General features: G+C 63.9%; 19 protein-coding genes, 1 tRNA gene and 1 other RNA gene. 12 read left to right on the top strand and 9 right to left on the bottom strand.

What is annotated here, in order from left to right; translation table 11 throughout:
* Nucleotides 1-2: 2 nt before the first annotated feature.
* The gene (locus IQ35_RS06030; protein ID WP_021247107.1) at nt 3-593 is read right to left on the bottom strand and encodes an anthranilate synthase component II; all 591 of its coding nucleotides are present in this window, start codon (nt 591-593) and stop codon (nt 3-5) included.
* Between the two features lie 106 nt (nt 594-699).
* Nucleotides 700-1,449: an NRDE family protein gene (locus tag IQ35_RS06025; protein WP_145072272.1), complete on the bottom strand. Its 750-nt coding sequence runs from the start codon at nt 1,447-1,449 to the stop codon at nt 700-702.
* A gap of 34 nt (nt 1,450-1,483) precedes the next feature.
* Between IQ35_RS06025 and ssrA the strand changes: the two genes are divergently transcribed.
* From ssrA to IQ35_RS06005, 4 genes are all read left to right on the top strand, one after another.
* Nucleotides 1,484-1,843, top strand: a transfer-messenger RNA (tmRNA) gene (ssrA, locus tag IQ35_RS06020).
* Between the two features lie 298 nt (nt 1,844-2,141).
* On the top strand, nt 2,142-2,525 hold the full coding sequence (locus tag IQ35_RS06015) for a hypothetical protein (protein WP_031292345.1): 384 nt from the start codon (nt 2,142-2,144) through the stop codon (nt 2,523-2,525).
* 252 nt (nt 2,526-2,777) lie between these two features.
* On the top strand, nt 2,778-4,373 hold the full coding sequence (locus IQ35_RS06010) for a hypothetical protein (protein WP_145072271.1): 1,596 nt from the start codon (nt 2,778-2,780) through the stop codon (nt 4,371-4,373).
* Between the two features lie 88 nt (nt 4,374-4,461).
* The gene (locus IQ35_RS06005; protein WP_145072270.1) at nt 4,462-7,146 is read left to right on the top strand and encodes a TonB-dependent receptor domain-containing protein; all 2,685 of its coding nucleotides are present in this window, start codon (nt 4,462-4,464) and stop codon (nt 7,144-7,146) included.
* Nucleotides 7,147-7,203: 57 nt separating this feature from the next.
* On the opposite strand, the gene IQ35_RS06000 is transcribed toward IQ35_RS06005, so the two are convergent.
* Complete coding sequence (locus tag IQ35_RS06000) at nt 7,204-7,863, bottom strand: FABP family protein (protein WP_021247102.1); 660 nt, start codon at nt 7,861-7,863, stop codon at nt 7,204-7,206.
* A gap of 319 nt (nt 7,864-8,182) precedes the next feature.
* On the opposite strand from IQ35_RS06000, the gene IQ35_RS05995 reads away from it, so the two are divergent.
* From IQ35_RS05995 to IQ35_RS05980, 4 genes are all read left to right on the top strand, one after another.
* Nucleotides 8,183-9,556 (top strand): GntR family transcriptional regulator, encoded by a 1,374-nt coding sequence (locus IQ35_RS05995; RefSeq protein ID WP_145072269.1) that lies wholly within the window; start codon nt 8,183-8,185, stop codon nt 9,554-9,556.
* 27 nt (nt 9,557-9,583) lie between these two features.
* On the top strand, nt 9,584-11,260 hold the full coding sequence (locus IQ35_RS05990; RefSeq protein WP_145072268.1) for a tannase/feruloyl esterase family alpha/beta hydrolase: 1,677 nt from the start codon (nt 9,584-9,586) through the stop codon (nt 11,258-11,260).
* 100 nt (nt 11,261-11,360) lie between these two features.
* Complete coding sequence (locus IQ35_RS05985; RefSeq protein WP_021247099.1) at nt 11,361-13,841, top strand: TonB-dependent receptor; 2,481 nt, start codon at nt 11,361-11,363, stop codon at nt 13,839-13,841.
* A 5-nt stretch (nt 13,842-13,846) separates the two neighbouring features.
* The gene (locus IQ35_RS05980; RefSeq protein WP_059140272.1) at nt 13,847-15,418 is read left to right on the top strand and encodes an amidase; all 1,572 of its coding nucleotides are present in this window, start codon (nt 13,847-13,849) and stop codon (nt 15,416-15,418) included.
* Between the two features lie 165 nt (nt 15,419-15,583).
* Here the strand turns inward: IQ35_RS05980 and IQ35_RS05975 are convergent.
* Nucleotides 15,584-15,668: transfer RNA gene (locus IQ35_RS05975), tRNA-Leu, on the bottom strand.
* Nucleotides 15,669-15,869: 201 nt separating this feature from the next.
* Here IQ35_RS05975 and zwf point away from each other — a divergent pair.
* Genes zwf through eda form a run of 4 tightly spaced genes read left to right on the top strand, consistent with a single transcriptional unit; the run spans nt 15,870 to nt 20,756 of the window.
* Nucleotides 15,870-17,333 carry a glucose-6-phosphate dehydrogenase gene (gene zwf, locus IQ35_RS05970; RefSeq protein WP_021247097.1) on the top strand — a complete coding sequence of 488 codons (1,464 nt, stop codon included), beginning with the start codon at nt 15,870-15,872 and terminating at the stop codon, nt 17,331-17,333.
* Nucleotides 17,326-19,158, top strand: coding sequence for a phosphogluconate dehydratase (edd, locus tag IQ35_RS05965; protein ID WP_145072267.1), 1,833 nt, complete (start codon nt 17,326-17,328; stop codon nt 19,156-19,158). The genes zwf and edd overlap by 8 nt, the downstream gene beginning before the upstream one ends.
* A complete protein-coding gene (gene glk, locus IQ35_RS05960) occupies nt 19,155-20,120 on the top strand; it encodes a glucokinase (RefSeq protein WP_021247095.1) in 966 nt (321 codons plus the stop codon). Before edd ends, glk begins: the two co-directional genes overlap by 4 nt.
* Entirely contained in the window at nt 20,121-20,756 is a 636-nt protein-coding gene (eda, locus tag IQ35_RS05955; RefSeq protein WP_145072266.1) for a bifunctional 4-hydroxy-2-oxoglutarate aldolase/2-dehydro-3-deoxy-phosphogluconate aldolase, read from the top strand.
* Nucleotides 20,757-20,804: 48 nt separating this feature from the next.
* Here the strand turns inward: eda and IQ35_RS05950 are convergent, their stop codons facing one another.
* The 5 genes from IQ35_RS05950 to IQ35_RS05930 all read right to left on the bottom strand — a co-directional run bounded on the left by IQ35_RS05950 (nt 20,805) and on the right by IQ35_RS05930 (nt 26,603).
* On the bottom strand, nt 20,805-22,064 hold the full coding sequence (locus IQ35_RS05950) for a tetratricopeptide repeat protein (protein ID WP_145072265.1): 1,260 nt from the start codon (nt 22,062-22,064) through the stop codon (nt 20,805-20,807).
* Nucleotides 22,065-22,189: 125 nt separating this feature from the next.
* Nucleotides 22,190-22,885 (bottom strand): 6-phosphogluconolactonase, encoded by a 696-nt coding sequence (pgl, locus tag IQ35_RS05945; RefSeq protein ID WP_145072264.1) that lies wholly within the window; start codon nt 22,883-22,885, stop codon nt 22,190-22,192.
* Nucleotides 22,882-23,358 carry a YbaK/EbsC family protein gene (locus IQ35_RS05940; RefSeq protein ID WP_145072263.1) on the bottom strand — a complete coding sequence of 159 codons (477 nt, stop codon included), beginning with the start codon at nt 23,356-23,358 and terminating at the stop codon, nt 22,882-22,884. Before IQ35_RS05940 ends, pgl begins: the two co-directional genes overlap by 4 nt.
* On the bottom strand, nt 23,355-24,359 hold the full coding sequence (gene galE, locus IQ35_RS05935) for a UDP-glucose 4-epimerase GalE (RefSeq protein ID WP_145072262.1): 1,005 nt from the start codon (nt 24,357-24,359) through the stop codon (nt 23,355-23,357). The genes IQ35_RS05940 and galE overlap by 4 nt, the downstream gene beginning before the upstream one ends.
* A 66-nt stretch (nt 24,360-24,425) precedes the next feature.
* Nucleotides 24,426-26,603: a 3-hydroxyacyl-CoA dehydrogenase NAD-binding domain-containing protein gene (locus tag IQ35_RS05930; RefSeq protein WP_145072261.1), complete on the bottom strand. Its 2,178-nt coding sequence runs from the start codon at nt 26,601-26,603 to the stop codon at nt 24,426-24,428.
* Between the last annotated feature and the right edge of the window lie 29 nt (nt 26,604-26,632).

Raw genomic sequence — 26,632 nt, 5'->3', positions numbered from 1 at the left:
CGTCAGGCCGTTTCGCGTTCCCTGACCGGGAGGCCCGCGATGCGGAGGAAGTTCGCTAGCATCTCATGCCCATATTCGGTGGCGATGCTTTCCGGGTGAAACTGCACCGAATGGATGGGCAGCGTCCGGTGGCGGAAACCCATGACCGAGCCGTCCTCGCTGGTTGCGTTGACGATGAGGCTGTCGGGAATATCCTCCACGATCAGCGAATGATAGCGGGTCGCGGTGAAAGGCGAAGGCAGCCCCTGGAACAAGCCGGTGCCGTCGTGGCGGACGGGCGATGTCTTGCCGTGCATCAGGCCGCCGCGCACCACCTTGCCGCCGAAATGCTGGCCGATCGCCTGATGGCCCAGGCACACGCCCAGCAGCGGCGCACCCGCATCGGCGCAGGCGGCGACGAGGTCGAGGCTGACCCCTGCTTCATTGGGCGTGCAGGGGCCGGGCGAGAGCAGGAAGGCGCGCGCGCCGGTGGACAGCGCTTGCCCGGCGGACACGGCGTCGTTGCGGACGACCTCCACCTCCGCGCCCAGTTCCATCAGATAATGGACAAGGTTCCAAGTGAAGCTGTCATAATTGTCGATGACGAGGATCATGGGACAAGGGCTTTAGCGCGGGACGGGCGCGGGGGGAAGCGGGCTGTTCCGGCAAGGAGCGGAAATGCCGCGATCCTTGATTCGTTCATGCCATGGGATGAGGCCATCAAAAGGCGAAGCTGCTTTCGCCCGTCACCCCGCCGGCGGCGTCGAAGCGGCGCTCCATGATGGTTCCCCGGCCGTCCCCGTCGATTGCGATCAGGCTGCTGCATCGCGTGCCATAGACGGGGTTGCGGATGAAAATGGGCGAGACGGCGGCTTCGTCCGGCGCATCGGATGGAATTTCCGGCGCGATGCCGGCATCAGGCAGGGTTTCGGAACGAAGGGCATCCATCAGGACGGCAGGATCGTCGGCCTGCGCCATCAGCCAGTCGAGCAGCGCGGCCTTGAGCGCCAGCGTCTTGGGCCATGGGTCGTCCAGCGTGCCGTTGGACAGGCCGTAAAGGCCGTGTGTCAGCGTTGTGCACAGCGGATGCGGGCGGTTGGTGAGGAAATGAGCTTGTTCGCGGTCGATCAGGATCAGGTTGAAGGGGTTGAAATCACCCATCGGAGCGCGATCCGGGGCGGCATAGGCGCCCTCGCCACGAAGCAGGTCCGTCACCAGCGCGCCGCGAGAGGCTTTGGCGGGATCGGGCAGGCCATAGCCCCGGCGGTTGGTGACGATGGCGCACCGTCCCTGTTCCGACACGCCCAGCCATGTGCCGCCCGATCGCAGGTCGCGCCCCGCGATCAGATGGTCCGGCTCGTCCCAGCGGGCGAGCGGCGCGGCGGCGCGCGCGTGCAGTTCGTCGCGATTGCCGATCAGCAGCAATCGCCAGCGCGGATGCGCGTGCCATGCCATCGCCATGATGCACATATCTTTGTCGTCTCCTGCATCGCTGCCTGCCGAGCGGCTTGATAAAGCGGCCGGGGCGCTCCATATAGGGCGTGCCGGGTTCGCCCGGCTATGGTGATAAATCGTGTCGTGCAATAGGCGCAGCGGACCCGGGGGCAGTACCCGGCGGCTCCACCACATATCCCGATGGCCTTTGGAAGGGCTGTACGGGGTGTCTGACGGGGCCGAACTAGGATCGACGTGTGTTGAAAAGCGATTGCCTTCACCCGGCCTGAGTACGCCGTAAAAATGTTCAAAACTCACAAGTGCCAACGATAACGAGGCTCTTGCTCTTGCTGCGTAATTGATGGCCTCACGGCCTGACATTACCCAAAAAGAACGCGGTTGAACCCACCGGGCAACAGAAGGGAATTCAGCGGCCGCCGGAGGGGCCGGGCAACAGAACCCTCCGGACTATTCCCATCTCCTGTTGTTTCGACTGTCTGGATGTTCGGTCCGAGCGGTTCATTTACATGTGCGTTCCCGATTCGAATCGGAAGTAAAAAGGCGAATCCATTCGATTACACTTTTATGACATATTGAAGAAATAATGATAACTATCTGTAATTAAATATATAAAAATGCTTTTTCAGCATCTTGCGCACTATTGCCCGGACGTCATGAAGGTGAAATAATTCCGGCTATGATGGAAAGTTTTTTTCGGGAGAATGGAGATGCTGAAGGTCGCTGCGGTAATCGGACTCGCGCTGGCCGCCACGGCGCCGGGTATCGCGCTCGCGGCGCCCGATGAGGTTGTGGTCGTGGGCGTGCCCGACGGCGGGCTGGCCGCCAATGCGCTGATGTCGGGCGATTTCCAGAAGGCCGCGAACAAGCTGAAGACTCCGATGCCCGATGGCGCGAACGATCCGGCGCGGCTCATCAATCTGGGCAATGCCTATGCCGGTATGGGCCGTATGGCCGATGCGCGCGATGCCTATAAGGCGGCGCGGTTCGCGCCGGAATCGCTGCTGGTCCTGGCGAACGGCAATGAGGAATCCTCACGCGACATCGCCCGGCGCGCACTGGGCAAGTTGCAGGCGAGCTACGCCATGCGTTGAGCGGCGGTTAAAAATCACGCCCTGTTGATGGGAGCCGTTTCCTTCGGGAATGGCTCCCATTTTCGTTCCGGCGGACGGCTGGTCATCGAACTGTCATTTCAAAGACGCCGTTTCGTCATCAAATCAAAATGCCCCTGTCATCCGACGCGCCTAGCTGCCGCCTTCGAGGGCGACAGGGGGCGTTGTCCGATTCGAAAATCCCCTGCGCTCCGCATTGCAACATAAACCGGCAGACGCCGGAGCGGAGACGACATGGCCAAGATCAACCGTATTCACACCATTCTGATGGCGAGCTGCGCCTGCGCGGCGCTGGGCGCTTGCGGCGCCGACGACATCGCCTCGCCCGGCGAAGGCACGATCGTCATTCCCTCGCCCACGCCGACACCGACCCCCACGCCGACGCCCACCCCCACGCCGACCGGCGTGACGCCCGCGTCCGATTGCCCGACGCTGACGGGTTCGGATCAGTTCACCAGGATCGGGGAAATTTCCGACAAGAGCGGGAACACCTGGCTCAACTGCTCTTTCCCCGCGCGCTTCCGCTCTTCCGTTACCGTCCCGAAGGTCGCGGGCGTGATCTATTCGCTGCCCGGCCGCGTCGATGTCGGCACGGATCAGGGCGCTTCCAGCAACAATCTGGACGTCACGCTTTCGATCGATCCGGGCGTGGTCGTCTTTGCCAATACCGGCAGCGCGTTCCTGGCCGTCAATCGCGGCAATCGCATCAATGCGGTCGGCACGGCGTCGCAGCCCATCGTCTTCACCAGCCGTGAAAATGTGTTGGGCAACGCGAACGATCAGTCGTCGGGACAGTGGGGCGGCATCGTGCTGCTGGGCCGCGCGAAGATCACCGATTGCGCCGCCGGCGGCGCTGCGCCCGGCACGGTGGCGTGCGAACGCGATACGGAAGGGACGAGCGGGGCGATCTATGGCGGCGCCAATGACGCCGACAATTCGGGCCGCATGAGCTATGTGCAGATCCGCTATTCCGGCTTCGTCCTGTCGGACGGCAAGGAATTGCAGGGCCTCACCCCCTCGGGCGTCGGCACCGGCACGCAGATCGACCATATCCAGGTGCACAACAGCTCCGACGACGGCATCGAAATCTTCGGCGGGTCGACGCACCTTAAATATCTGGTCTTCACCGGCAATGAGGACGACAATCTGGATACCGATGTCGGCTTCCGCGGCACGGCCCAGTTCATCATTTCCGCCCAGAGGGCTAACGCCAATATCGGCGACACCTTCCTCGAAACGGACTCCAACGGTTCGACGACCGCCAGCAACGCCAGCGAGGACGCGCTGCCCCGCCAGTATCTGAAGGTCGCCAACTTCACCCATATCCAGCGGTCGAACACCGGCGACGATGGCGCGTCGATGCTGCTGCGCGGCGGCGCCGATCTGGCCCTTGTCAACGGCATCATCGTCAGCCCGAACCAGAGCTGCCTGCGTATCAACGGCGCGGCGGCGGTCCGCGACGCCGACAGCGCGCTGGAGGATGCGGGCAAGCCCCGTTACCTGTCCGTTGTGATGCAGTGCAATGCGACGCCGTTCAAGGGCACCGGCACGGGTGTCACCGATGCGCTGGTCCAGTCGATCTTCACGGCTGGCGCGAACAGCAGCTTCGCATACACGCCGTCGCTGACCAGCCTGTTCATCAACGGCGCAACCGAAACCGCCGTCACCGCGATCGACCCCAAGACGATCGACGCCGCGTTCACGACCACCAACTATATCGGCGCGGTCAAGGACAGCAACGACACATGGTATGCCGGTTGGACATGTAATTCGGTGAGCGCGAGTTTCGGCACGTCCAGCGGCGCCTGCACCGCGATCCCGACCACCTGATCCATCCTGAAACCAACAGGGGCGGGGGAGCGTGCCGAGGCGCTTCCCCGCCTTATTTGCAGATATTTTCCCAAAGGGGGACAACCGCATGTCGAAGCCGCTCAATCTGGCGCGCCTGCTCCTGATTTCCTCTGCGCTGGTCGCCCCGATGGCGCTGGCCCAGACTGAAACCGACGCCGCGCCTTCCGCCGGGCCGGGAACGCCCAGCGCCCGCGAAAAAGCCGATGCCGAGGCGGGCCGGGTGGATGTTTCCATCCCCGGTTCGGACATCATCGTCACCGGCCGCCGCACCAGCAACGTGTCCCAGGCCGCGCCGCAGGTGGTGAACGTGCTGTCCGCCGCCGACATCAAGCGCACGGGCGAAGGCGACATCGCCGGATCGCTCCAGCGCGTCACCGGCCTGTCGGTCGTGTCGGGCGGCTATGTCTATGTGCGCGGCTTGGGCGACCGCTATTCGCTGGCGCTGCTCAACGGTTCGCCGTTGCCCAGCCCCGAACCGCTCAAGCGCGTGGTGCCGCTCGACATCTTTCCGACCAGCGTGATCGCCTCGACGATGGTGCAGAAGAGCTTTTCCCCCAACTTTCCCGGCGAGTTCGGCGGCGGCGTCATCAACCTGACGACCAAGGCGATCCCGAGCGAAAGCTATCTGGAAATCGGCGTCGGCAGTTCCGCCAATACCGAAACATCCGGTCAGACGGGCTATAGCTATTATGGCGCCAAATCGGACTGGACCGGCTTCGACGACGGATCGCGCGATGTGCCGCCGCTGCTACGCCAAGCGCTCAAAAGCGGCGTGCCCTTCTCCAATATGGAGCGCAGCGATCTTCAGGACATCTCCATGCAGTTCCTGAACGCCAAGACGTCCGTGTTGCAGCGGACGAACAGCCTGCCGTTCAACTTCTCCGGCTCTATCAATGGCGGCACGGCCGTCGATGTGGGCAGCGACGGGCGGCTGGGCGTCATCGCCACCATGTCCTACAGCAATAAATGGCGGACGCGCGACGCGTTGCAGCAAGCGTCCATCGACCTGACGCAGCCGGCGGGCAAGACATACCACCAGATCACCACCGACAATGAGGTGACGGTCAACGGCCTGCTGGGCGTCGGGCTGGAACTGGGCGAGCAGAAGATCCGCTGGACCAACCTCTATATCCGCGACACGCTGAAGCGCGGCGCGCTTTCGATCGGCCAGAATGACGGCGCGATCGCGGGCGCGGATTATATGCACCAGAACACCGCCTGGTATGAGCGGCAGTTGATCGACACGCAACTGGTCGGGGAGTTCAAGCTGGGCAACGGTCTCAGCCTCGACCTGCGCGGCGGCTATGCCAATTCGCAGCGCGAGGCGCCCTATGAGCGCGAGTTCGTCTATGTGCGGAGCAACCGCGACCTGACTGTTGATCCGGTAGGCGACCGCTTCATCAATGCGCTCAACCGCCAGCGCGGCGATGCGTCGATCACCTTCAGCGACCTCAATGAGGATCTGTGGTCGGCGGGCGCGGACCTGAGCTACAAGGTTTCGCCCGCGCTGACGTTGACGGCGGGCTATGCCTTCAGCGACACGAAGCGCACCTCGTCCCGCTATGAGCTGCATTTCGATGCGACCAACCTGCCGATCCCGGTGCAGCAGCAGCGGCCGGACTATCTGCTGTCGGACGCGACGATCCAGCTCTTCGACCTGACGCTGCTGGACTTTTCCGGCAATTATCCGGTCTATGAGGCGGCGATGCGGGTCCATGCGGGTTATGGGCAGGTGCGGGCGGAAATCGTGCCGGGCCTGTCGATCGATGGGGGCGTGCGCTATGAAAAGGGCAATCAGTCCGTCACCGGCGTGGATGTCTACAACACCGGCGTCGAGCCGGTGAACCGCATCCGCAAGGAATATTGGCTCCCCGCCGCGACCATCACGTTCGAGGCGTCCAAGGGTCTGCAATTCCGCCTCAGCGGCTCCAAGACCATCGCCCGGCCGCAGTTCCGCGAACTGATCGCGCAGCCTTTCGTCGACACCGACGCCAACCGTTTCTATCGCGGCAACCCCTTCCTGCAGGACAGCGAACTGTGGAACGCGGATATCCGCGCCGAATGGTATATGGGGCGTGACGAGCGGCTGACGGCGGCGGCCTTCTACAAGAAGATCGACAATCCGATCGAAACCTACACCACCATCAACGACAAATATGATGTCACGACCAGCTTCGCCAACGCGCCGGAAGCGACGCTTTACGGTTTCGAGCTGGAGGCGCAGAAATATCTGCCGCTCGACGGGTGGAGTGCGCCCTTCTTCCAGAGCCGCCGCGTCGTCCTGATCGGCAACTATACCTATACCCAGTCGAAGCTGAAGGTGGGCGCGGACGACACGACCATTCCCTATAGCTACACGACCGGACCGCTGCCCGCCGCGACGGACTATTTCGTCGACGGCGCGCCGATGACGGGGCAGTCGGATCATCTGGTGAACCTGCAACTGGGGCTGGAGGATACCGACAGGCTGTCGCAGCAGACGCTCTTGCTGACCTATGCCAGCCCGCGCGTCACCAGCCGCGGCCCCAATCTGCAACCGGACATCAAGGAAAAACCGGGCCTGACGCTGGACTTCGTGGCGCGGCAGGGCGTGAAGCTGTTCAATGCGATCAACAGCGAATTCAAGTTCGAAGCGCGCAACATCACCGGCCGGAAATATCAGGAGGTCCAGCAACTGGACGGCAACAAGGTGTTCTACAACAGATATAAGGTCGGCACGACCATCGCGGCATCGCTGACGGTGGCGTTCTGATGCGTGGACGGCGGGACGCGAAGGCCGATCGCTCCCGCCGTCATGGGCGATCCCGCATCACTTGCCCGGTTTGGTCTTCGCCTCGCGGACGATCCGCGCCCAGGGATTGAGGTCAGGCTCGGCGATCTTCGTCAGGCTGTTCCGGTCACGATGCAGGAAGGGCTCGTCGCGGCCCCGCACCTGCAATGTGGTGTCGGACACATAGCTCCATGAACCATCGTCGTGGAAGTCGACCTCGATGCGGTAGGAATCTGTGCGAAACGCCAGTTCGAGAAAGGTCGTCGAGCAGATTCCATATTCGGTCTGCCCGCGATTCGCCGTCAGGACCAGCTTTGTCGCGTTCGGCTCCGCATGGCCGGCGGCGATCGCGACTTGCCCGCGCGGGATCGCCACGGTCTGGAGAATGAGGCCGGTTGCCGGTTCCCAAAGCCAGTAGCCGACCTGATCGTGGAAGGCGATCTCCTCCTCCGGCGTGTTGATGTGGACATGATAGCGCAGGCCGTAGAAAAGTTGCGGCCCGTTGGTCTGCGGGTCGATCGGCTGCATTTCGATGCGCTCATAATAGGCCCGCTGCTCAGGCCCGTCCGCCTTGGGGTTGAGATCGACGCCCCGATGTCCCTCCCATATTCCCGCGAGCCGCCGCAGCGGCCCCAGATTGGTCAGGGTGTCGGCATCGATGGGATCGGGTTCGGTGAAAATATCGTCTGGAATGTCCACGCTGTTGCTTCCTCTCGGTTGATCGATGGCGATAACCGTCGTTCGGTGAATTGCTGTTGTTCGATTTGGCCGTTTCACGCGCCGGAGGCAAGGCGGACTCCTGTTTGGGCTTGAACGGCATCCAGCCCCATCGCTGTGCCACATTCCCCCTGACCCCTATACATTGCACCTATTTCGACAGGCAATGCCCTGTTTGAGGCATATTATCGCAGAAAACAGCCATTTTCCTCCTGCTATGGAATAAACTTAGGCCTATTAAGTCATATTTCCATTGTCGTGTTTCCCTCTCGCTGATACGATCGACGCATAGGCAAGGGGGATGGCAATGAAGGCTGGGCGCGCGCTCGCCAACGCCATGGAAGCGGACATAAAGGCCCGGTGCCTGCCGGCTGGCACGTTGATCGGTCAGGAAGCCGGTCTTTGCGCGCAATATGGGGTCGGCGTCGCTCAACTGCGTCAGGCCGCGCGGATATTGGAGGCGCGCGGAGTCGCCCGGGTGCAGCGCGGCGTCGGGGGCGGCCTTCTCGCGACGACGACATCCCTGTCCCAGGTCGCCAATTATATGGCCGCTCATCTCGAGGCGGCGGGTGTGGCGGTGGAATCCTTGCTGGCGGGGGCGGAGATCGTCGACAGCGTCATGTTCCGGCTGGCGAGCGAGCGCATGACCGCACGCGAGGCGCGCCGGTTGCTGGACTTGCTGAACGCCAGCCGCGATGTGGCCGATCCTATCGAACGCAGTCAGCGCGCCGGAGAACGCCAGCGCGCGCTCGCGGAACTGGCGGGCAATCCCTTTGTGACGCTGGCGCACATGATTGCCGTCCGCTTCATGACCAATGCCATGCCGTTCGAACTCTATCCGCAGGATGAGCGGCTGGTTCGCGCGCTGCATCAGGTAGACATGATCGTGCAGGGCGTGGTCGCCGGAGATATCCGGCGGGCGGAGCATCAATTGCGATTGTATCATCGGGACATACTCAGCCGTTTCCAGCGATGGCGGGAGACGGCCGACGTCGTCGACGCCCCCCTCGGCGCTTCGCCGCATAACCGGCCGGTCGCTCTGGCGAGACGGATGCTGCGCGAGATCAGGGAGGCCCGATCGGCGCCCGGCACTTTCCTGGGTTCGGAGGCCGACCTGATGGCGCGCTATGCGGTCAGCCGGGGAACCTGGCGGGAAGCGCTCCATGTCCTGGAGGAATATCGGGCGGTGAAAAGTCGGCGGGGGCGGGGCGGCGGCGTTTATGTCGCTGCTACCGATGCTGACGAGGCGATGCATCTGGCGCGGGAGTGGCTCCAGGCGGAACGGGCGACGCTGGAACAACTGCTGGAACTTCTGGCGCCGCTTGCCTTGCCGCATGTCGCGCTGCTCTTCGGCGTGGAGGGCAGGCCCGCGCCTTCTCTCGCCGCGATCCTTGCCGCGATCGCCGAGGTGTCGGGATGCCCCATATTGGCAATTCTGCTGCCGGAACTGGACTCTTTCCTGAGCGGCTCCGCGCTGGACCAAGCCGCTTGCGCGCATCTGTCCAGCGAATGGAATGAAGCCATGGCGCAGAGGAACGAGCCGCTGGCACATCGGCTGCTGCTCATCATGGTTCGCGATATGCGTGCAGCCGCCGCCCGTCGCGAGCCTGTCCTTCCTCATCGCACACTCAAGGAAGGAAGGACGGAACAACCATCAAGGCGCAAGGCGAAATAATAAAAATTAAAATGGAGAGGAAAGACGATGAACAGACGCCAGTTATTGGGATCGGCTACCATCATGGCTGCGAGTTTCACGCTGACCGCCGCCGCGCCTGTGCCGGGACCGGCCGATGCGCCCCGGACATATGATGCGCCGGCCGGAAAATGCACCGTCGCCGTCATTCAGGCGATGGTGGCCGCCGACACCGTGATCGAGAGCGCCGCGCCCACCGCCGCGCCTGTGCCGCATTGCCGGATCGACGGTTATGTCACCACCACCGATCCGGGGCCGAACAAGGTCCGCTTCCGCCTGCAATTGCCCGACAAGGGATTTAACGGCCGCTTCATCATGGCGGGCCTGGGCGGCGCGGCGGGCTATGTGCCGACGGATATGCAAATCCCGAACGGCAATGCCATCCTGGCCGGTTTCGCCATGGCCGGGACCGATACGGGCCATAGCGGCGAGATGCTGGACTGGAGCTTCATCCGCGACAATCCGGCCCAGAGCGTGGACTATGTCCATCGCGGCGGACATGTCTCCACGGTCGCGATGCAGAAGATCACCCGCGACTATTATGCGGTCCAGAAGCTCTATCGCTATCATTCGGGCTGTTCCGGCGGCGGCCGCATGGGGGTGCAGGCGGCCGAGCGGCATCCGGAGGATTATGACGGCATATTGATCGGCGCGCCGGGGCGCAGCACGGCCACCATGCTGATGTTCATGTGGGCGACCAAGCAGATGGCCCGCGAACCGGGCGCATGGCTTTCCCCGGCGAAACTCGGCCTGATCGAACAGAAGGTGACGGCGCAATGCGACGCGCTGGACGGGGCGAAGGATTCCATCGTTCAGCAACCGGGCAAATGCCATTTCAAGCCCGAAGTCCTGCAATGCAAGGGCGCCGACGGCCCGGACTGTCTGACCGCGCCGGAAATCCGCACCTTCAAGGCGATAGCCGAAGGGCCGAAATATCCCGACGGCACCCGGATCACCGGCGGTATGCCGATCACGAATACCGCCGCGGGCTGGATGTCGTTCCTGGGCGCGACGCCGCCGCCCTGGCCCGACAGCATCAGCCTGAAGGACATGGCCAGGACCAACGCCGCCACGATCATGGGGCATGTCATGTCGAAAGCCTATTTCGGCCCGGATTTCGATTATTTCCGTGACTTCGACTTCAACAACCAGAAGCAATTCGACGCATGGTGGGCCGCGGCCGACCGCACCGGCTTCGGCCGTCCCAGCACCGCCGATCTTTCCGGGGTGGAGCGCGCCAACACCAAGATCATCTGGTGGCATGGGGTGAGCGATGCCGGGCCGACACTGGACACGACGCTCGGTTATTTCCGCGATGCGCAAAAGTCCCTCGGTGGAAGCGCCGCGCGTCTCGACAAGGTGGCCAAGCTCTACGAAGTGCCCGGCATGCTGCATTGCGGATCGGGCACGGGTCCGGACGACGTGCCCGACCAGCTGCTCCAGACGCTGATCGCCTGGACGGAAAAAGGGGTGAGGCCCGGGCCGGTGGTGACTGGGCGCGGACCGAGCCGGGCACATCCCATCTTTGCGGACAAGAACGGCCCGACCACGTCCGGCGTGCTGATCCCGACATCGAAGGGAGCCGATCGCGATTTCCTGCTCTGCCCCGCTCCGCAGGTCGCCAGGTTCAACGGCAAGGCGGGAGGGGAAAATGATGCCGCCAACTGGAGCTGCGTAAAGTCCTGACGAACGACCGGCCGGCCCGTCGGAGCCGGCCGCCTTCCCATGACCGGCGATTCCGCGGCGCCGGCCAATCATTAAGCGGGTAACAGGAGAGGGTAAGAAAATGAGTGGTCATAAAGCCATTGTCACGGCACTTCTGTCGGCATCCGGCATTGCGCTGGCGTTTCCGGCGGCCGCGCAGGAATCGCAGGCTTCCCAACCTCCCCAGGCGGACCCGGGCAGCGGGCTGGGCGATATCGTCGTCACGGCCCGCAAGCGGGAGGAATCGCTCCAGAACGTCCCTGTCGCGATCACCGCTTTCGGCGGGGAAGCCCTGCGGGAAAAGAATATCGATACATTCTATGACGTGCCGCTGCACACGCCGGGGCTGACCGTCCGCACCGCCAGTGCGGAACGAAGCGGCGCCGATTTCTTCATTCGCGGCCAGGGATCGACCTATGGGTCCGGGCCGGGCGTGGTCAGCTATTTCTCCGACGTGCCTGCCTTCGGTTCTTTGCTGGGCAACAATATCCAATTCTACGATCTTGCCTCCGTCCAGGTTCTCAAAGGTCCGCAGGGCACCCTGTTCGGCCGCAGCACGACAGGCGGCGCCGTCCTGATCGAACCCGCCAGGCCCACGGCCGACTTCGGCGGCTTTGTGGAGGTCAAGGCCGGCAATTACGACATGCGGGAGGTGACGGGCGCACTCAACGTGCCGTTGGTGGGCGATGTGCTGATGCTGCGCGTGGCGGGCAATATCGTCCGCCGCGATGGTTTCACCATCAGCTCCACGACCGGGCAGAAACTGGATGACCGCCGGCGGGAATCCTATCGCGTCGGTCTGTTGTTCCGACCGTCCGAGAGCTTTGAAAACTACACGCTCTTCTATGGCGAACATATCAATGAGAACGCGTCCGGCTCCGTCCTGCTGGAATTCAACGACACGTCGATCGCGCAATTCGCCGCGCCGTCGAACCTTGTCATAGCAGGCTTTTGCGCCAACCCGGCCGTGGCGATTGCGGCCAACTGCGCCGGCACGGCCGCTATCCGGGCCGCGCGCCTGGATGCGCTCCACGCCGCCCTGAACGCGGAAGAAGCGCGCATCAAGGGGGGAGGCAGCATTCGCCAGACGCCGACCGCCTATCAGGATTTCCTGCGCGGTTCGTCACAGGTGTTGCAGAACACCACGACGATCAGGCCCGGCGAAGTGCCGGTGCTGGGCGATCTGATGATCAAGAACATCTTCGCGACCGGGCGGACGATCAAGGCCGCCAGCACGCGGGAGATCGGCGGGTCGCCACTGCCCCATGGCCAGCCGATCAACGGTCAGGAACTGATCGGCGGCGTGCCCACCATCACCAATCGATCGGGGACCACCAAGTTCTTCGACCATTTCACGGAAGAGGTGCAATTGGGCGGCGGGTCGCCGACGGTCGACTGGCTGGTGGGATATTTTGTGGAGGTGGACAAGAATCCGCTTTCTTTCCCGCCGATCTTCCCGGCGTTCAACAACGCCTTCTCCATTCCGCTCGATGCGCTCGCCTATCAGGGGCAGTTGGTCCTCAATCAGAAGGACATAGACCGGGGCCTCTTCGGTCAGGCGACCGTGAAGCTGGATTCGTTGATCGGCGGACTGTCCGTCACCGCCGGCTATCGCAAGTCGAAATCGACGCGCAGATCCTTCAACGCGCCGGCTGTCGTTACGCCGACCGGGGTCGTTCCCGGCGTGGTCGTGCCGGGCGTCGGCTTGAAGGAAAAGGTCAGCAGCTATAATTTCAGCGTCGACTATCGGGCGGCGTCGAACCTGCTGCTCTATGCGGCCACGCGCAAGGGTTACAAGCCGGGCGGCGTCAACCCCCCTCCGGCTGAACCGATCCCAGGCGCGCTGACCAGCTTCCGGCCGGAAATTCTGAAGGACGTCGAACTGGGCGCCAAATATGACTGGGAAAGCGGCGTCGTGAGCGGGCGCACCAATATCGCGCTCTACAAACAATGGTATAGCGACATCCAGCGCAACCAGATCCTGATCAACCCGAACCCGCCTTTCGGCACGGTGACGCAGGTGGCGAATATCGCCAGGGCGTCGATCAAGGGGCTGGAGCTGGAAAATGTGATCCAGGTCGGCCGGCGGTTGACCTTCACGCTGAACTACAGCTTCACCGACGCGAAATATACCCGCTACCCCGGCACGACGACGGACATATTGGGCAATGTCATTCCCAATGTCGAGGCGCCCTATGTCGGCACGCCCAAGCATCAGGGGACGCTGGGTATTCGCTTCCTCGCGGTCGAATCCGACAATGTGGGCAATGTGTCGATATCGGGCGACCTTTATCGCCAGAGCCGCGTGTGGCTGGACGATCAGGCGCTGCAAGATCCGGAACAGGTCGGCAAGCAGAAGGCGTGGAGCAATCTGAACCTGCGGCTCGACTGGAACAATGCCGGCGGAACCGGAATCGACGCGGGCCTGTTCGCGCGCAACGTCACCAAGAATGTCCATCTTCTGGGGGTCGGCAACCTGATCAACAATCTGGGCGTCATCACCGGCATTTACAGCGAACCGCGAACCTGGGGCATCGAATTGCGGTACAAATTCGGCAGCTAGGAAAAATGGACGATCGCCCGCCGCGCGACCCGTGGCGGGCGACAGCATGGGATGAGGATCAGATGAGCGAAACGAACAAGGGCACGGACAGGGCATCAGGCCATTTTTCCGCAGACCGCCGCACAATGCTGGGCGGGCTGGCGGCGGCGGGCATCACCCCAATCTTAGGCATCGGAATGGAAACGGCAATGGCGGCGGACAAGACGGGCAAGGACGATCTGACATGGATGCCGGCATGGCGCATCCGGGACATGGTCGCGAGCGGCAAGATCACCGCCAGTGCGGTGACCGAACATTTCATCGCGCGGATCGGGAAGATCGATCCGGTGCTGCACGCCTTTCGCGCCTTCGATCCGGAAGGCGCGCGCAGCCAGGCACGCGCGATCGACGAAGCGGTCGCGCAGGGGAAGCCCGTGGGGCCTCTCGCCGGCGTTCCCATCGCCATCAAGGATCATGTCGCGGTCAAGGGCCTGCCGGTCTTCGACGGCTCCCCGTCGAATAACAAGGCCGCCGCGCTCCAACCGGCTGCCCGCGATTCGGTGGTGGCGGAACGTCTGCGCGCCGCCGGGGCCATCATCATGGGCGTGACGATCATGCCGGGCATGGGGATCGGCGCGGGAATGCCCGATCTTGCGCGGCATCCGCGCAATCCCTGGGACCCCAAACGCGTGCCGGGTTCGTCCAGCGCAGGCAGCGCAGCGGCCGTGGCGGCCGGCATGGTGCCTGTGGCGATCGGATCGGATGGCGGCGGATCGACGCGCCTTCCCGCCGCTTTGACCGGCACCATCGGCGTTCATACGACGATCGGGCGCGTGCCCAACCTCAATCTGGACCATCCCGACCTGCCGCTGACGACGAGCCTGGGTCCCATCGCGCGTGACGTCCGGGATGCCGCCATCGTCATGCAGGCCATCGCTGGCCCGGACGGGCGCGATATGCTGTCGACCATACATCCGCCCGCGCCCGACTATCTGGCGGCGCTGAACGATGGCGCGCGCGGAATGAAGATGGCCTGGACCGACGACTATGGCTTTACCCGCTCCTTGGGATCGACCCAAACGGACGGGATCATCGATGCCGTCCGAAATGCGGCGCAGGGTGTGAGCGCGCTTGGTGCGGCCTTCACGCCCGTCGACGAGCAATGGGAAAGCTTCTGGCCGCATTATCTTGTCACGACAGCCGCCTATTCCGTGCGGCCCGGAACGCAGCGCCCTTCTACGGAGGACCTGATCCGTTCGTCGGAAGTGCGTGCGCGGAACCGGGCCAAATTCGATGCCCTGCTGACTCGCTTCGACGTGCTGATGAGTCCGACCATCCAGTTCACCGCGCCAACGGTGGAAGAATGGGATCGATCCTGGCGCGACGTGCTGAAGTTCAGTCCGGTCTATACGTCGGACACATTCATGTTCAACTGGCTGGGCTTGCCGGCCATGTCCGTTCCGTGCGGCTTCGTCGAAGGACTGCCCATCGGGCTCCAGCTTGTCGGGCCGCCCGACAGCGAACCGAAGCTCTTCCGGATTGCCCAGGCTTTCCTGACCCGCTTCCCACGCACGGAAACGCCGCCTCCTGTCGCATGATGGTGGCCGGACGGGCCGCGGCGCGGCCGATCGCATAGTCGTCACGCCCTAAACGGCCATCCCGCGATGGCCGTTTGCAAACTGCGTCTTGTCTTGAAAGATGGCCGTAATGCGCGGCGCTGATCGGGGCATGACGGCCAGGCGGCCCGCGCTTGCGGCCAACAATGGTGCGGGCGGTCGGACTCGAACCGACACTCCTTGCGGAACCGGATTTTGAGTCCGGCGCGTCTACCAATTTCACCACGCCCGCGCATGGTTGGGGAGCGCCAGATGACAAAAAGCGCGGCAGGCGTCCAGCCAAAAATCATCCGGCGGGATTTGAAGGGATAATTGCCGTTCCTCATATTGCGGGAGCGGACATGGCCCGATAGCTTGGCTTGCGTCTCGAAAACGGCTCGTTATAAAGGCCGCTTCGTGCAGACATAACACTCCAACGGAAAAGGGTGATCCTTTGACCGAACCGTCTGCCACGTTCCTGTTGTTCGGCGCCACCGGCGATCTGGCGCACCGGATGATCTTTCCCTCGCTTTATAATCTGCTGGCGGACGGGTTGCTGCCGGACGATTTCCTCGTCGTTGCATCGGGCCGCTCCGACCTGTCGGACGAAGCCTTCCGCGCGGATATAAGGGCCAGCCTGCCCAAATTCCTGCCGGCGGACCGCCACGACGCGGCCGTGGCCGACCGCCTCTGCGCCATCATCTGCTATCAGCCGGTCGAGGCGGGCAATGCGGATCAATTCGCGGCTCTCGCCAGGCGCGTGGAAGGACGGCTGGATCGCGGTCTTGCCGTCTATCTTTCGACTCCGCCCTCGCTCTTCGCGCCCACTGCGCAGGGGCTGGCGCAAGCGGGGATCATCACGCCTAAAACCCGCATCGCCATGGAAAAGCCGATCGGCAAGGATCTGGCATCCTCGAAACAGGTCAATGACGGCATCGGCGCCTTGTTCGCCGAAGATCAGATTTTCCGCGTCGACCATTATCTCGGCAAGGAAACGGTCCAGAACCTGCTTGCGCTGCGCTTCGGCAATGTGATGTTCGAGCCGCTGTGGAACGCCAGCGCCATCGACCATGTGCAGATCACCGTGGGCGAGACGGTCGGGCTGGAAGGCCGCGTCTCCTATTATGACGGCGTGGGCGCGTTGCGCGACATGGTGCAGAACCATGTGCTCCAGATCCTGTCGATCATCGCCATGGAGCCGCCCGCGCGCATGGACCCCACCTCCGTGCGTGACGAGAAGGTGAAGGCGCTGCGCTCCTTGCGTCCCATGACCGCCGAAACGGTCAAGACCCACAGCGTGCGCGGCCAATATACGCCCGGCGCGGTCGGCGGGCAGATCGTCACCGGCTATGCCGACGAATTGGGAAAGCCCTCCGACACCGAAACCTTCGTGGCACTGAAGGCCCATATCGATAACTGGCGCTGGCAGGGCGTGCCTTTTTACCTCCGCACCGGCAAGCGGATGCCCGCCCGCCAGTCGGAAATCCTGATCCAGTTCAAGCCGGTGCGTCATTCCATCTTCGGCCGCGACGGCCATGGTTCGGGGCTGGAACCCAACACGCTCATCATCCGCCTTCAGCCGGAGGAATATATCCGCCTGCTCATCATGAGCAAACGCCCCGGCCTCGAACGGCAGGTGCATCTGGATGAAGTGTCGCTGGACGTGTCGCTGACCGCCGCCTTCGCCGGGCAGCGCCGCCGCATCGCCTATGAGCGGCTGCTCCTCGATCTGCTGGCGGGCGACCAGACGCTGTTCGTCCGCCGCGACGAGGTGGAGGCGCAATGGACCTGGATCGATTCCATCATCGACGGCTGGAAAGCCGCCGGAATGAAGGTTTCGCCCTATGCATCGGGGAACTGGGGGCCGTCCTCAGCCATTGCCCTTATCGAACGCGATGGAGCAAGCTGGCATGACTGACCTCAACCCGGTGATCGCCAAAGTCACCGACCGCATCATCAGGCGCAGCGCCCCGCGCCGCCGCCAATATCTCGACCTGATCGAGCGGGGCCGCGACGCGGGCACCAACCGCGCGCAGCTTAGCTGCGGCAACCTCGCCCACGCCTTCGCGGCGAGCGGCGACGACAAGCCCGTCATCCGCACCGGCCGGGCGATGAACATGGGGATCGTCACCGCCTATAACGACATGCTCTCGGCGCATCAGCCCTATGGCCGCTATCCCGAAGCGATCAAGATCGCCGCGCGCGAGGTCGGCGCCACGGCGCAGGTCGCGGGCGGCGTCCCCGCCATGTGCGACGGCGTGACGCAGGGGCAGGCGGGCATGGACCTGTCGCTCTTCTCCCGCGACACCATCGCGCTGGGGACGGCGGTGGCGCTCAGCCACGCCATGTTCGAAGGCGCGCTGCTGCTCGGCATTTGCGACAAGATCGTGCCCGGCCTCCTCATCGGCGCGCTGCGCTTCGGCCATTTGCCGACGATCCTGGTTCCCTCCGGCCCCATGCCCTCGGGCCTCGCCAACAAGGAAAAGGTCCGCATCCGCCAGCTCTATGCCGAAGGAAAGGTCGGCAAGGAGGAACTGCTGGAAGCCGAAAGCGCCAGCTATCACGGCGCAGGCACCTGCACCTTCTACGGCACGGCGAACAGCAACCAGATGATGATGGAGGTGATGGGCCTCCACATGCCCGGCGCGGCCTTCATCAACCCCGGCACGAAGCTGCGGACCGAAATTACCCGCGCCGCCGTCCACCGCCTCGCCGGCATCGGCTGGGACGGCGAGGATTATCGCCCGCTCGGCCATTGCATCGACGAAAAGGCTATCGTGAACGCGATCATAGGCCTGATGGCGACCGGCGGCTCCACCAATCACGCCATCCATGTGCCCGCCATAGCGCGGGCGGCGGGGATCAGCGTCGACTGGACCGATTTCGCCGAACTGTCGGACGTGGTGCCGCTGCTGGCGCGTATCTATCCCAATGGCTCGGGCGATGTGAACGCGTTCGAGGCGGCGGGCGGCATGGCCTATGTCATCCGCGAACTGCTCGACAACGGCCTGCTCCACCGCGATATATTGACCGTCGCCCGGCAGGACCTCACCGACTATGGCAAGGAACCCGTGCTGGAGGATGAGGCGCTCCTGTGGCGCGACATTCCCGCCTCCCGCGACGAAGCGATGCTGCGTCCCGTCTCCAGCCCCTTCAGCCCGGACGGCGGCATGAAGCTGCTGTCCGGCAATCTCGGCCGCTGCGTCATGAAGGTGAGCGCGGTCGATCCGTCGCGCTGGACCATCGAAGCGCCCGCGGCGATCTTCCACGATCAGGACGATGTACTGCGCGCCTTCAAGGCCGGGGAACTGGAGCGCGACGTGGTGGTCGTGGTCCGCTTCCAGGGGCCGCGCGCCAACGGGATGCCCGAACTGCACAAGCTCACCCCCGCGCTCGGCGTGTTGCAGGATCGCGGCTTCAAGGTCGCATTGGTGACGGACGGCCGCATGTCCGGCGCGAGCGGCAAGGTGCCCGCCGCCATCCACCTTTCGCCCGAAGCGCTGGGCGACGGCCCCATCGCCCGACTGCGCGACGGCGATATGGTCCGCGTCTGCGCCCGGACCGGCTCTATCGAGGCGCTGGTCGACGCCGTGCAATGGGACGCCCGCACCATGCCCCAAGCCCCGCCGCCACCCTATGACACAGGCCGCGAATTGTTCGCCCTCTTCCGCCAGCACAGCGATCTGGCCGAAGCAGGCGCGTCGCCCATCCTCGCGGCGATGGAAAGTGAGCTTGGATCATGACGGACATCATCGCAGCCGACATCGGCGGCACCAACGCCCGCTTCGCCCGTGCGAAACTGGACGCACAGGGCGTGCCGACGCTTGGCGAAATCCGGAAATACAAGGTCGCCGACTTTTCCAGCCTGCAAGCCTGCTGGGCGGCCTTCGCGGCGGAGGAGGGGGGCGACCTGCCCAAAGCCGCCTCCATCGCCTTCGCCACCGCCATCGGCCGTGACGTCATCAAGCTCACCAACAGCAACTGGGTGATCCGCCCCGACACGCTGGACGAGGAACTGGGCCTCGACCAGATGCGCCTCGTCAACGATTTCGAGGCGGTCGCCCATGCCGTCACGCGCCTGCCGCCTGAAAACCTGCCGCTGCTTTTCGGTGAGGACCGGCCTTTCCCCGCCGATGGCGGCGTCACCGTGATCGGCCCCGGCACGGGTCTTGGCGTCGCGATGATCGCCTATGACGACGGCGTCCCCCATGTCATCGCGACAGAAGGCGGCCATCTGGATTTCGCCCCGCTCGACACGATGGAGGAGAAAATCCTCGCCTACCTCCGCGACAAGTTCCTCCGCGTATCCGTCGAGCGCATCGTCTCAGGCCCCGGCCTCAACAATATCTACAAGGCGATGGCCACCATCGGCCATGAACGCATCTTGCTGATGGAGGACGCCGAACTGTGGCAGGCGGCGTTGGAGGACAGCGACCCGTTCGCCCGCGCCGCCTTCGACCGTTTCTGCCTCTGCTATGGCGCGGTGGCGGGCGATCTGGCGCTGGCGCACGGCCCTCATGCGGTCGTGCTGGCGGGCGGCCTCACACAGCGGATGCGCGACCTGTTGCCGCCAAGCGGTTTCCACAGCCGTTTCACCGCCAAGGGCCGCTTCGAAAGCCTCATGAAATCCGTGCCCATCCGCCTCGCCCTGCATGACGAGATCGGGCTTTTCGGCGCCGCCGCCGCCTTTCGGGAGAAGAAGTGAATGTCGCTCAGCGTTGAACAGGTGATGGCGCTGGCCCCGGTGATCCCCGTGCTGGTGGTCGAACGTGTGGAGGACGCGCTCCCCATCGCGCAGGCGCTGGTGAAGGGCGGTCTCCCCGCGCTGGAAGTCACGTTGCGGACCCCCGCCGCGTTGGACGTCATCCGCGAAATGGCCAAGGTCGAAGGCGCCGTCGTCGGCGCGGGCACCGTCCTCAACCCACGTCAGCTCGACGCCGCGATGGAAGCAGGCGCGCGCTTCATCGTCAGCCCCGGCCTCACCGATCCGCTGGGCCGGGCAGCCATCGCCGCGAACATCCCCTTCCTCCCCGGCACGGCGACGGCAGGCGACATCATGCGCGGCATGGACATGGGCCTCACCCACTTCAAATTCTTCCCGGCGGAAACCTCCGGCGGCTTGCCCGCGCTTAAGGCGCTCGCTGCCCCCCTCCAAGAATCCCGCTTCTGCCCCACCGGCGGCATCACGGCGGAAAGCGCGCCCAGATGGCTGGCCGAACCCTTCGTCCAATGCGTCGGCGGAAGCTGGGTCGTGCCCAAAGGCCCCATCGACCCCGCAAGGATCGAGGCACTGGCGCGGGAGGCGGCGGCATTGACGGGCAATAAGTTATGCTCCGGGTAGCGGGCACCTATCCACAGTGAATGGTCTGTCCCCGTGAAGCGCAGTATATCACTGCGACCCTACGAGCTCCCGTAAGCGCATCTGCGCCGCGGTCCTTAACTCAGGCCACTCGCTGGTGGGCTTAAGCTTGAGTGGGCCTGGTGCACTGTTCATGGCTGCCGTCATCGCAGGCATGCCCGACCTGCAAATCCACCAAGGCTCAGTATTGGCCGGAAGTTTCGCTTCTTCCGCAAGGGCACCATTCACTACGGAGTTTGAGGGGCGCCTGGTTACAAACAAGAAACGGATATCGGGTGCAACGATCATGTCCCACGCGCGAAGGCCCTCAAGGGCAGCAGGATCGGCGCACCGGCTCGCATCGTAGGTCAATCGCGTTCGCGCAACGAGGTAGGTCTGGAGACTTCTGTCAGGGTCCTTTGCTGCTAGGCGACGCGCGAGTTCGTAAAGATAGGGAGTAGGCATCAAGGCCGCTTCTTTCTCCAGTCGCGCTAATATTGCCGCATCGTCGTACGGCGCATCGTGAATGGATTGGAAGTTCACATCGAAACCAAAATTGGGCGGAATATCGGGATTATTGAATGTGCCGTATCGAACTGCCTTGACCTTTGTCGGGTCAGGCGAAGGCACGAGCTGGAAGTTCGAGATTCTACCCTGATTTTTTGCTAGGGTTGCCAACTGCGCCGCGCCCGGAGTATTGACGGCAGCCGCTGCGTCGAGCCACGCAGTTCCCTTCGCCTCATCTTTGGGTACGAACTTACCAGCAAGGTAGAGCTTACCCAATGTGACCGCCGCACCGGGAAATCCATTTGCGGCAGCAGTCGCGTAGAGATTGATCGCACGGGGAACATCGCGTGGCGCTCCCTTGCCTGCAATCAATAGAGTAGCCAGAAAATCTGCGGCTGCCGGGTTGCCCCGCTGGGCTGCGATACTGAGATGCCGGATGGCCAACGCATAATTCGGCTGATACCGCTCTGCTGACCCTAGCACCGATCCGAGGAGATAGTGGATAGCCGGGCTATCTGTCACTGTTGCAGAGTGTTCCAGCAGCTTGATTGCTTCGTTGCCCTTCGCAGGCAAGGACTGAAAGGTTGACGCTGCGATAGCGAGAGACGGCGCTGCTTCCCCCTTGGCCACCCGTGCGGCGCACTCTGGATTGGTTTGTACAGTGTCGATGTTGTAATCGCGACAGGTAGGATCGAACTTCAGCGCAATTCCGTCGCCTTTGAACATAGCGGTTGGATCAGCGGGAGCGACTTGCACCGGCGGGATGATTGCTGCGGTAGCAAGAAACAGCGAGAGGAACAGCATATGGCATCCGGATAGTTGGTTCGACTGAGCCACATGCTTACGTCGATTTTTCCTTGGAAACCATCGCAAAGCGGCCGATCCGCCACCCACCCCCCGACATTTTCGACGATCGGCCCCCCAACCGCTCAATCGCTGATCCACACCTCCACCGGCACCTTGTCCTGACAAAGCGCCAGCCGGATCGGCAGTTCCTCGACAGACCCTCCCGCCAAAGCGCGGTCATAGACGGCTTTCTTCGCCGCCCCGCCGATCTGGAGGAAGATATGACGGCTATCCACAATCGCGCCGGCGCTCAGCGTCATGCGCTGGTGGGGGGCGGCAGGCGGCGTCATCGCCAGCACGCGCGCTTGCGTGGAAAGGCCCTCCGCCAGTTCCCTCGCTTGCGGGAACAGGGAGGCGGTATGTCCATCCTCCCCCATGCCCAGCAGCACGATGTCCAATGGCCAGGGCAGCGCCGCGAAAACCGCCTCGCATGCCGCCGCCCCGGCATAGGCATCCCCCGCGTCATTCTTCATCGCCACGAACCGCGCCTTGGCCGCCGCGCCGGTCAGCAGCGTCTCGCGGATCAACCTCTCATTGCTGTCCGCATGGTCCGGCGCGACCCAGCGTTCGTCCACCAGCGTCACGACCACCTTGCCCCAGTCGAGCGGCAGCCCCGACAGCGCCTCCAGCACCGGCCGGGGGGATTGCCCGCCCGACAGCGCGATGCCCGCCACGCCCCGCGCCGCGATCGCTTCGCCCAGCACCGCGCCGATCCGCCGCGCCAGATTCTCCGCCGCCGCCGCGCCATCGGCAAAGACATGCTCGATAGGCCTGCTCACGCCACTTCCTCCGGCAGGGTGCAGGCGTCGATCCACCGCGCGCCCGTCAGTTCCGCCAGCCGCGCCGGCGTCAGTTCCACCGAAGCGGTGCGCGATCCCGCCGCCGGAAACACCGTTGCGAACGCCTGCAAACTCACATCGCAATAGACGGGCAGGGGAGAGGCCAGCCCAAAGGGGCACACGCCCCCCACCGGATGCCCGGTGATCGCTTCGACCTCTTCCGCGCCCAGCATCCGGGGCTTGCCGCCCAGCGCCGCCTTCGCCTTGCCGTTGCTCAGCCGCGCATCGCCCCGCGCCACCACCAGCGCGACCTGGTCGCCCACCCGCAGCGACAGCGTCTTGGCGATCCGCGCCGGTTCCACGCCCAGCGCGGCGGCGGCTTCCACCACCGTCGCCGTGCTCACGCCCTGGTCGATGATCGGCACATCGGGCGCATGGGTCGCGAAAAAGGCCCGGACGCTCGCCTCGCTCATGCCCCGCGAATCTCACTGAGCTTGCGTTCCCACGCCAGAGCGTGCGTCACGATCTGCTCCAGATCGGCATGGCGCGGCTCCCACGGAAATTCATTCATAATCGCCCGGTTATCGGAAATCAGCGAGTCGGGATCGCCTGCCCGCCGTCCTTCCATCCGCCGCTCCACCTTCATGTTCGTCACGCGGTCCACGGCGTCCAGCACCTCCAGCACGGAAAAGCCCCGCCCATAGCCGCAGTTCAGCAGGTAATTCCGCTCCGGCTTCGCCATCAGCGCCTCCAGCGCCAGCACATGCGCGGCGGCCAGATCGGTCACATGGATATAGTCGCGCACGCCCGTCCCGTCCGGCGTATCGAAATCCGTCCCGAACACGCTGACGCCATCGCGCTTCCCCAGGGCCGCCTCCACCGCCACCTTGATAAGATGCGTCGCGCCCGCCGTCGATTGTCCGCTGCGCCCCTGCGGATCGGCCCCCGCCACGTTGAAGTAACGCAGCGCGCAGAAGTTCATGTCATGCGCCGCGCTGACGTCCCGCAGCATATATTCGGTCATCAGCTTCGACATGCCATAAGGGTTGATCGGCCGCTGCGGCGTCGTCTCCTTGACCGGGCTTTCCTCCGGGATGCCATAGGTCGCCGCCGTCGAGGAGAAGATGAAATGCGGCACGCCCACCCGCACCGCGCTTTCGATCAGGTCGCGGGTCTTGGCGCTGTTGTTATGATAATATTTCAGAGGGTTCTCGACCGACTCCGGCACCACGACTGAACCGGCGAAATGCATGATCGCCCTGACGCCATGCTCCCGCAGAGCCGCCTCCACCAGCGGCTGGTCGGCGATATCGCCCCGCACCAGCGGCACGCCATCGGGCACCGCCCAATCGAAGCCGGTGACGAGGTTGTCGATCACCACCACGCCATAGCCCGCGTCCTTGAGCGCCAGCACCGCATGGCTGCCGATATAACCGGCTCCGCCCGTCACCAAGATCGTCGGCTTTTCGCTCATAAAAAGAAGGTCTCCCCGGATGTTCCGGGAAGACCTAGCCGAGGGGGAGGGGGATTGTCAGCCTGTTTATGCCGCGGCGCGGGACGGAGCGGGGCGATAGAAGGCCGCACCGCTCGCCGCCATCTCCCGCAATTGCTTCGTCGGCGCGAACCGTTCGCCATGCGCCGCCGCCAGCCGGTCCAGCACCGCCACCACATGCGCGATGCCGACCGTATCCATGTGGCTGAACGGCCCGCCGGTCCAGGGCGCAAAGCCCCAGCCGAAGATCGCGCCGATATCGCCATCCTCCGGCGTCTCCAGCACGCCCTCCTCGAAACAGCGGGCACATTCGATCAGTTGCCGATAGAGCAGCCGCTCCTTCACGGCCTCCACATCGGGCTGATCGGCGGCCAGCGGGAACAGATCGGCCAGCCCGGGCCACAGATGCTTCTTCCCGCCTTCGGGATAGTCATACCATCCCTTCGCGCTCTTGCGCCCCAGACGGCCCAATTCCACCATCTGCGCCATCAGTTCATCGGACCGCTGCGGAACATAGGCGTCGCCCAGTTCCTTCTTCGCCGCGAGCACGATCTTGTTGCCCAGCTCGATGGACACTTCGTCGCCCACGGCCAGCGGCCCCACGGGCATCCCCAATTGCCGCCCGCCATTTTCGATCAGCGCCGGATTGACCCCTTCGGCCACCATCTCCACACCCTCCTGCACATAGGTGCCGAAGCAGCGCGAGGTATAGAAGCCGCGCGAGTCATTGACGACGATGGGCGTCTTCTTGATCTGCGCCACGAAATCCAGCGCCTTGGCGATGGCGGCGGGGCCGGTTTCGCGCCCCAGGATGATCTCCACCAGCGGCATCTTCTCGACCGGCGAGAAAAAGTGGATGCCGATGAAATTCGCCGGCTTGCTCCACGCCTTCGCCAGCTTGGTGATCGGCAGCGTCGACGTGTTGGAGCCGAAGATCGTGTCCGCGCCCAGCACTTCCTCGACTTTCTTCGTGACTTCCGCCTTGATGGCGACATCCTCGAACACCGCCTCGATCACGAAATCCGCCCCGGCCAGCGCCGCATAGTCGGTCGTCGGCGTCACGCGGGCCAGCGTCTCCGCCATCTTTTCCGGCGTCATGCCCTTGCCGAGCCGCTTGCTTAACTGCTCCTCGACATGCGCCTTGCCTTTTTCCGCATAGGCCTGATCCCGGTCGAACAGCATGACCTCCATCCCCGCCTGAGCGGCGACCGTGGCGATGCCCGCGCCCATCATGCCCGCGCCCAGCATGGCGAGCTTCCTCGTCGGCGCCTTGGGCTGGTCCTTGGGGCGGCGCGCGCCGCGTTCGGCGGCCTGCTTGTTAACGAACAGGCTGCGGATCATGTTGCTCGCCTGCGGGTCGGCGGCGACCCTGGCGAAATATTTGCTCTCGATCCGGATCGCCTGATCGATGGGCAGTATCGCGCCTTCATAGACCGCCGACAGCAAGGCGATGGGCGCGTTCATGTTGCGCTGCGTCTGCTTGACGGTCATCGGCACAGCAGCCGCCATGGTCTGCACGAAAGCGGGGTTGAAGCCGCCCGCGCCGCCGGGGAATTTGAAACCCTTCACATCCCATGGCTGCACCGATGCGGTCGGATTCGCCTTCACCCATGCCTTTGCCGTGTCCAGCGCCGTGCCCTGCGGCACCACTTCATCGACGACTTTCAGCATCGCCGCTTCGGCGGGCCGGAACAGCTTGCCTTGCAACATATACATCAGCGCCGCCTGTACCCCCATCAGGCGCGTCATGCGCTGCGACCCGCCACCGCCGGGAAACAGGCCGATCAGTATTTCGGGCAATCCCAACTGCGTTTTGGGGCTATCCCCCACCACGCGCCGATGACAGGCCATCGCCAGTTCCAGCCCGCCGCCGACGCAGGTGCCCTCAATGGCGCAGGCGACCGGCTTGCCGCAGGTTTCCAGACGGCGGAAAAGCTGGTTCAGCACGAACACCTTGTCGAATATATCGGCGGGGGAGGGGCGCTCGCCTTCCGCGCTCGCCAGCATGGACCCGAAATATTTCAGGTCCATGCCCGCCATGAAGCCGCTGTCCTTGCCCGACGCGATCACCGCGCCCCTGATCCCGTCTTCCGAAGCGATGCGCGTGATCGCCGCGTCCAGATCGGCGATGAAGTCCGGGCCGATGACGTTCATCGACTGACCGGGCACGTCGATGGTCAGCGTGGCGATGCCGTCGCCGTCAATGTCGAATGCGATGGTGCTCATATCCTGTCTCCTTCCCCATTCTCCGTTCG

The sequence above is a fragment of the Sphingobium wenxiniae genome, assembly GCF_007830065.1.
GTDB lineage: Bacteria > Pseudomonadota > Alphaproteobacteria > Sphingomonadales > Sphingomonadaceae > Sphingobium > Sphingobium wenxiniae.
The sequence above is the reverse complement of the archived record's forward strand: the minus strand, read 5'-3'. Positions and strand labels throughout refer to the sequence as shown.

Coding starts and splice junctions, on each gene's coding strand:
- IQ35_RS06030 (WP_021247107.1), bottom strand. CDS start 593: ATGATCCTCGTCATCGACAATTATGACAGCTTCACTTGGAACCTTGTC.
- IQ35_RS06025 (WP_145072272.1), bottom strand. CDS start 1,449: ATGTGCATCATGGCGATGGCATGGCACGCGCATCCGCGCTGGCGATTG.
- IQ35_RS06015 (WP_031292345.1), top strand. CDS start 2,142: ATGCTGAAGGTCGCTGCGGTAATCGGACTCGCGCTGGCCGCCACGGCG.
- IQ35_RS06010 (WP_145072271.1), top strand. CDS start 2,778: ATGGCCAAGATCAACCGTATTCACACCATTCTGATGGCGAGCTGCGCC.
- IQ35_RS06005 (WP_145072270.1), top strand. CDS start 4,462: ATGTCGAAGCCGCTCAATCTGGCGCGCCTGCTCCTGATTTCCTCTGCG.
- IQ35_RS05995 (WP_145072269.1), top strand. CDS start 8,183: ATGGCAATGAAGGCTGGGCGCGCGCTCGCCAACGCCATGGAAGCGGAC.
- IQ35_RS05990 (WP_145072268.1), top strand. CDS start 9,584: ATGAACAGACGCCAGTTATTGGGATCGGCTACCATCATGGCTGCGAGT.
- IQ35_RS05985 (WP_021247099.1), top strand. CDS start 11,361: ATGAGTGGTCATAAAGCCATTGTCACGGCACTTCTGTCGGCATCCGGC.
- IQ35_RS05980 (WP_059140272.1), top strand. CDS start 13,847: ATGGACGATCGCCCGCCGCGCGACCCGTGGCGGGCGACAGCATGGGAT.
- edd (WP_145072267.1), top strand. CDS start 17,326: ATGACTGACCTCAACCCGGTGATCGCCAAAGTCACCGACCGCATCATC.
- glk (WP_021247095.1), top strand. CDS start 19,155: ATGACGGACATCATCGCAGCCGACATCGGCGGCACCAACGCCCGCTTC.
- eda (WP_145072266.1), top strand. CDS start 20,121: ATGTCGCTCAGCGTTGAACAGGTGATGGCGCTGGCCCCGGTGATCCCC.
- IQ35_RS05950 (WP_145072265.1), bottom strand. CDS start 22,064: ATGCTGTTCCTCTCGCTGTTTCTTGCTACCGCAGCAATCATCCCGCCG.
- IQ35_RS05940 (WP_145072263.1), bottom strand. CDS start 23,358: ATGAGCGAGGCGAGCGTCCGGGCCTTTTTCGCGACCCATGCGCCCGAT.
- galE (WP_145072262.1), bottom strand. CDS start 24,359: ATGAGCGAAAAGCCGACGATCTTGGTGACGGGCGGAGCCGGTTATATC.
- IQ35_RS05930 (WP_145072261.1), bottom strand. CDS start 26,603: ATGAGCACCATCGCATTCGACATTGACGGCGACGGCATCGCCACGCTG.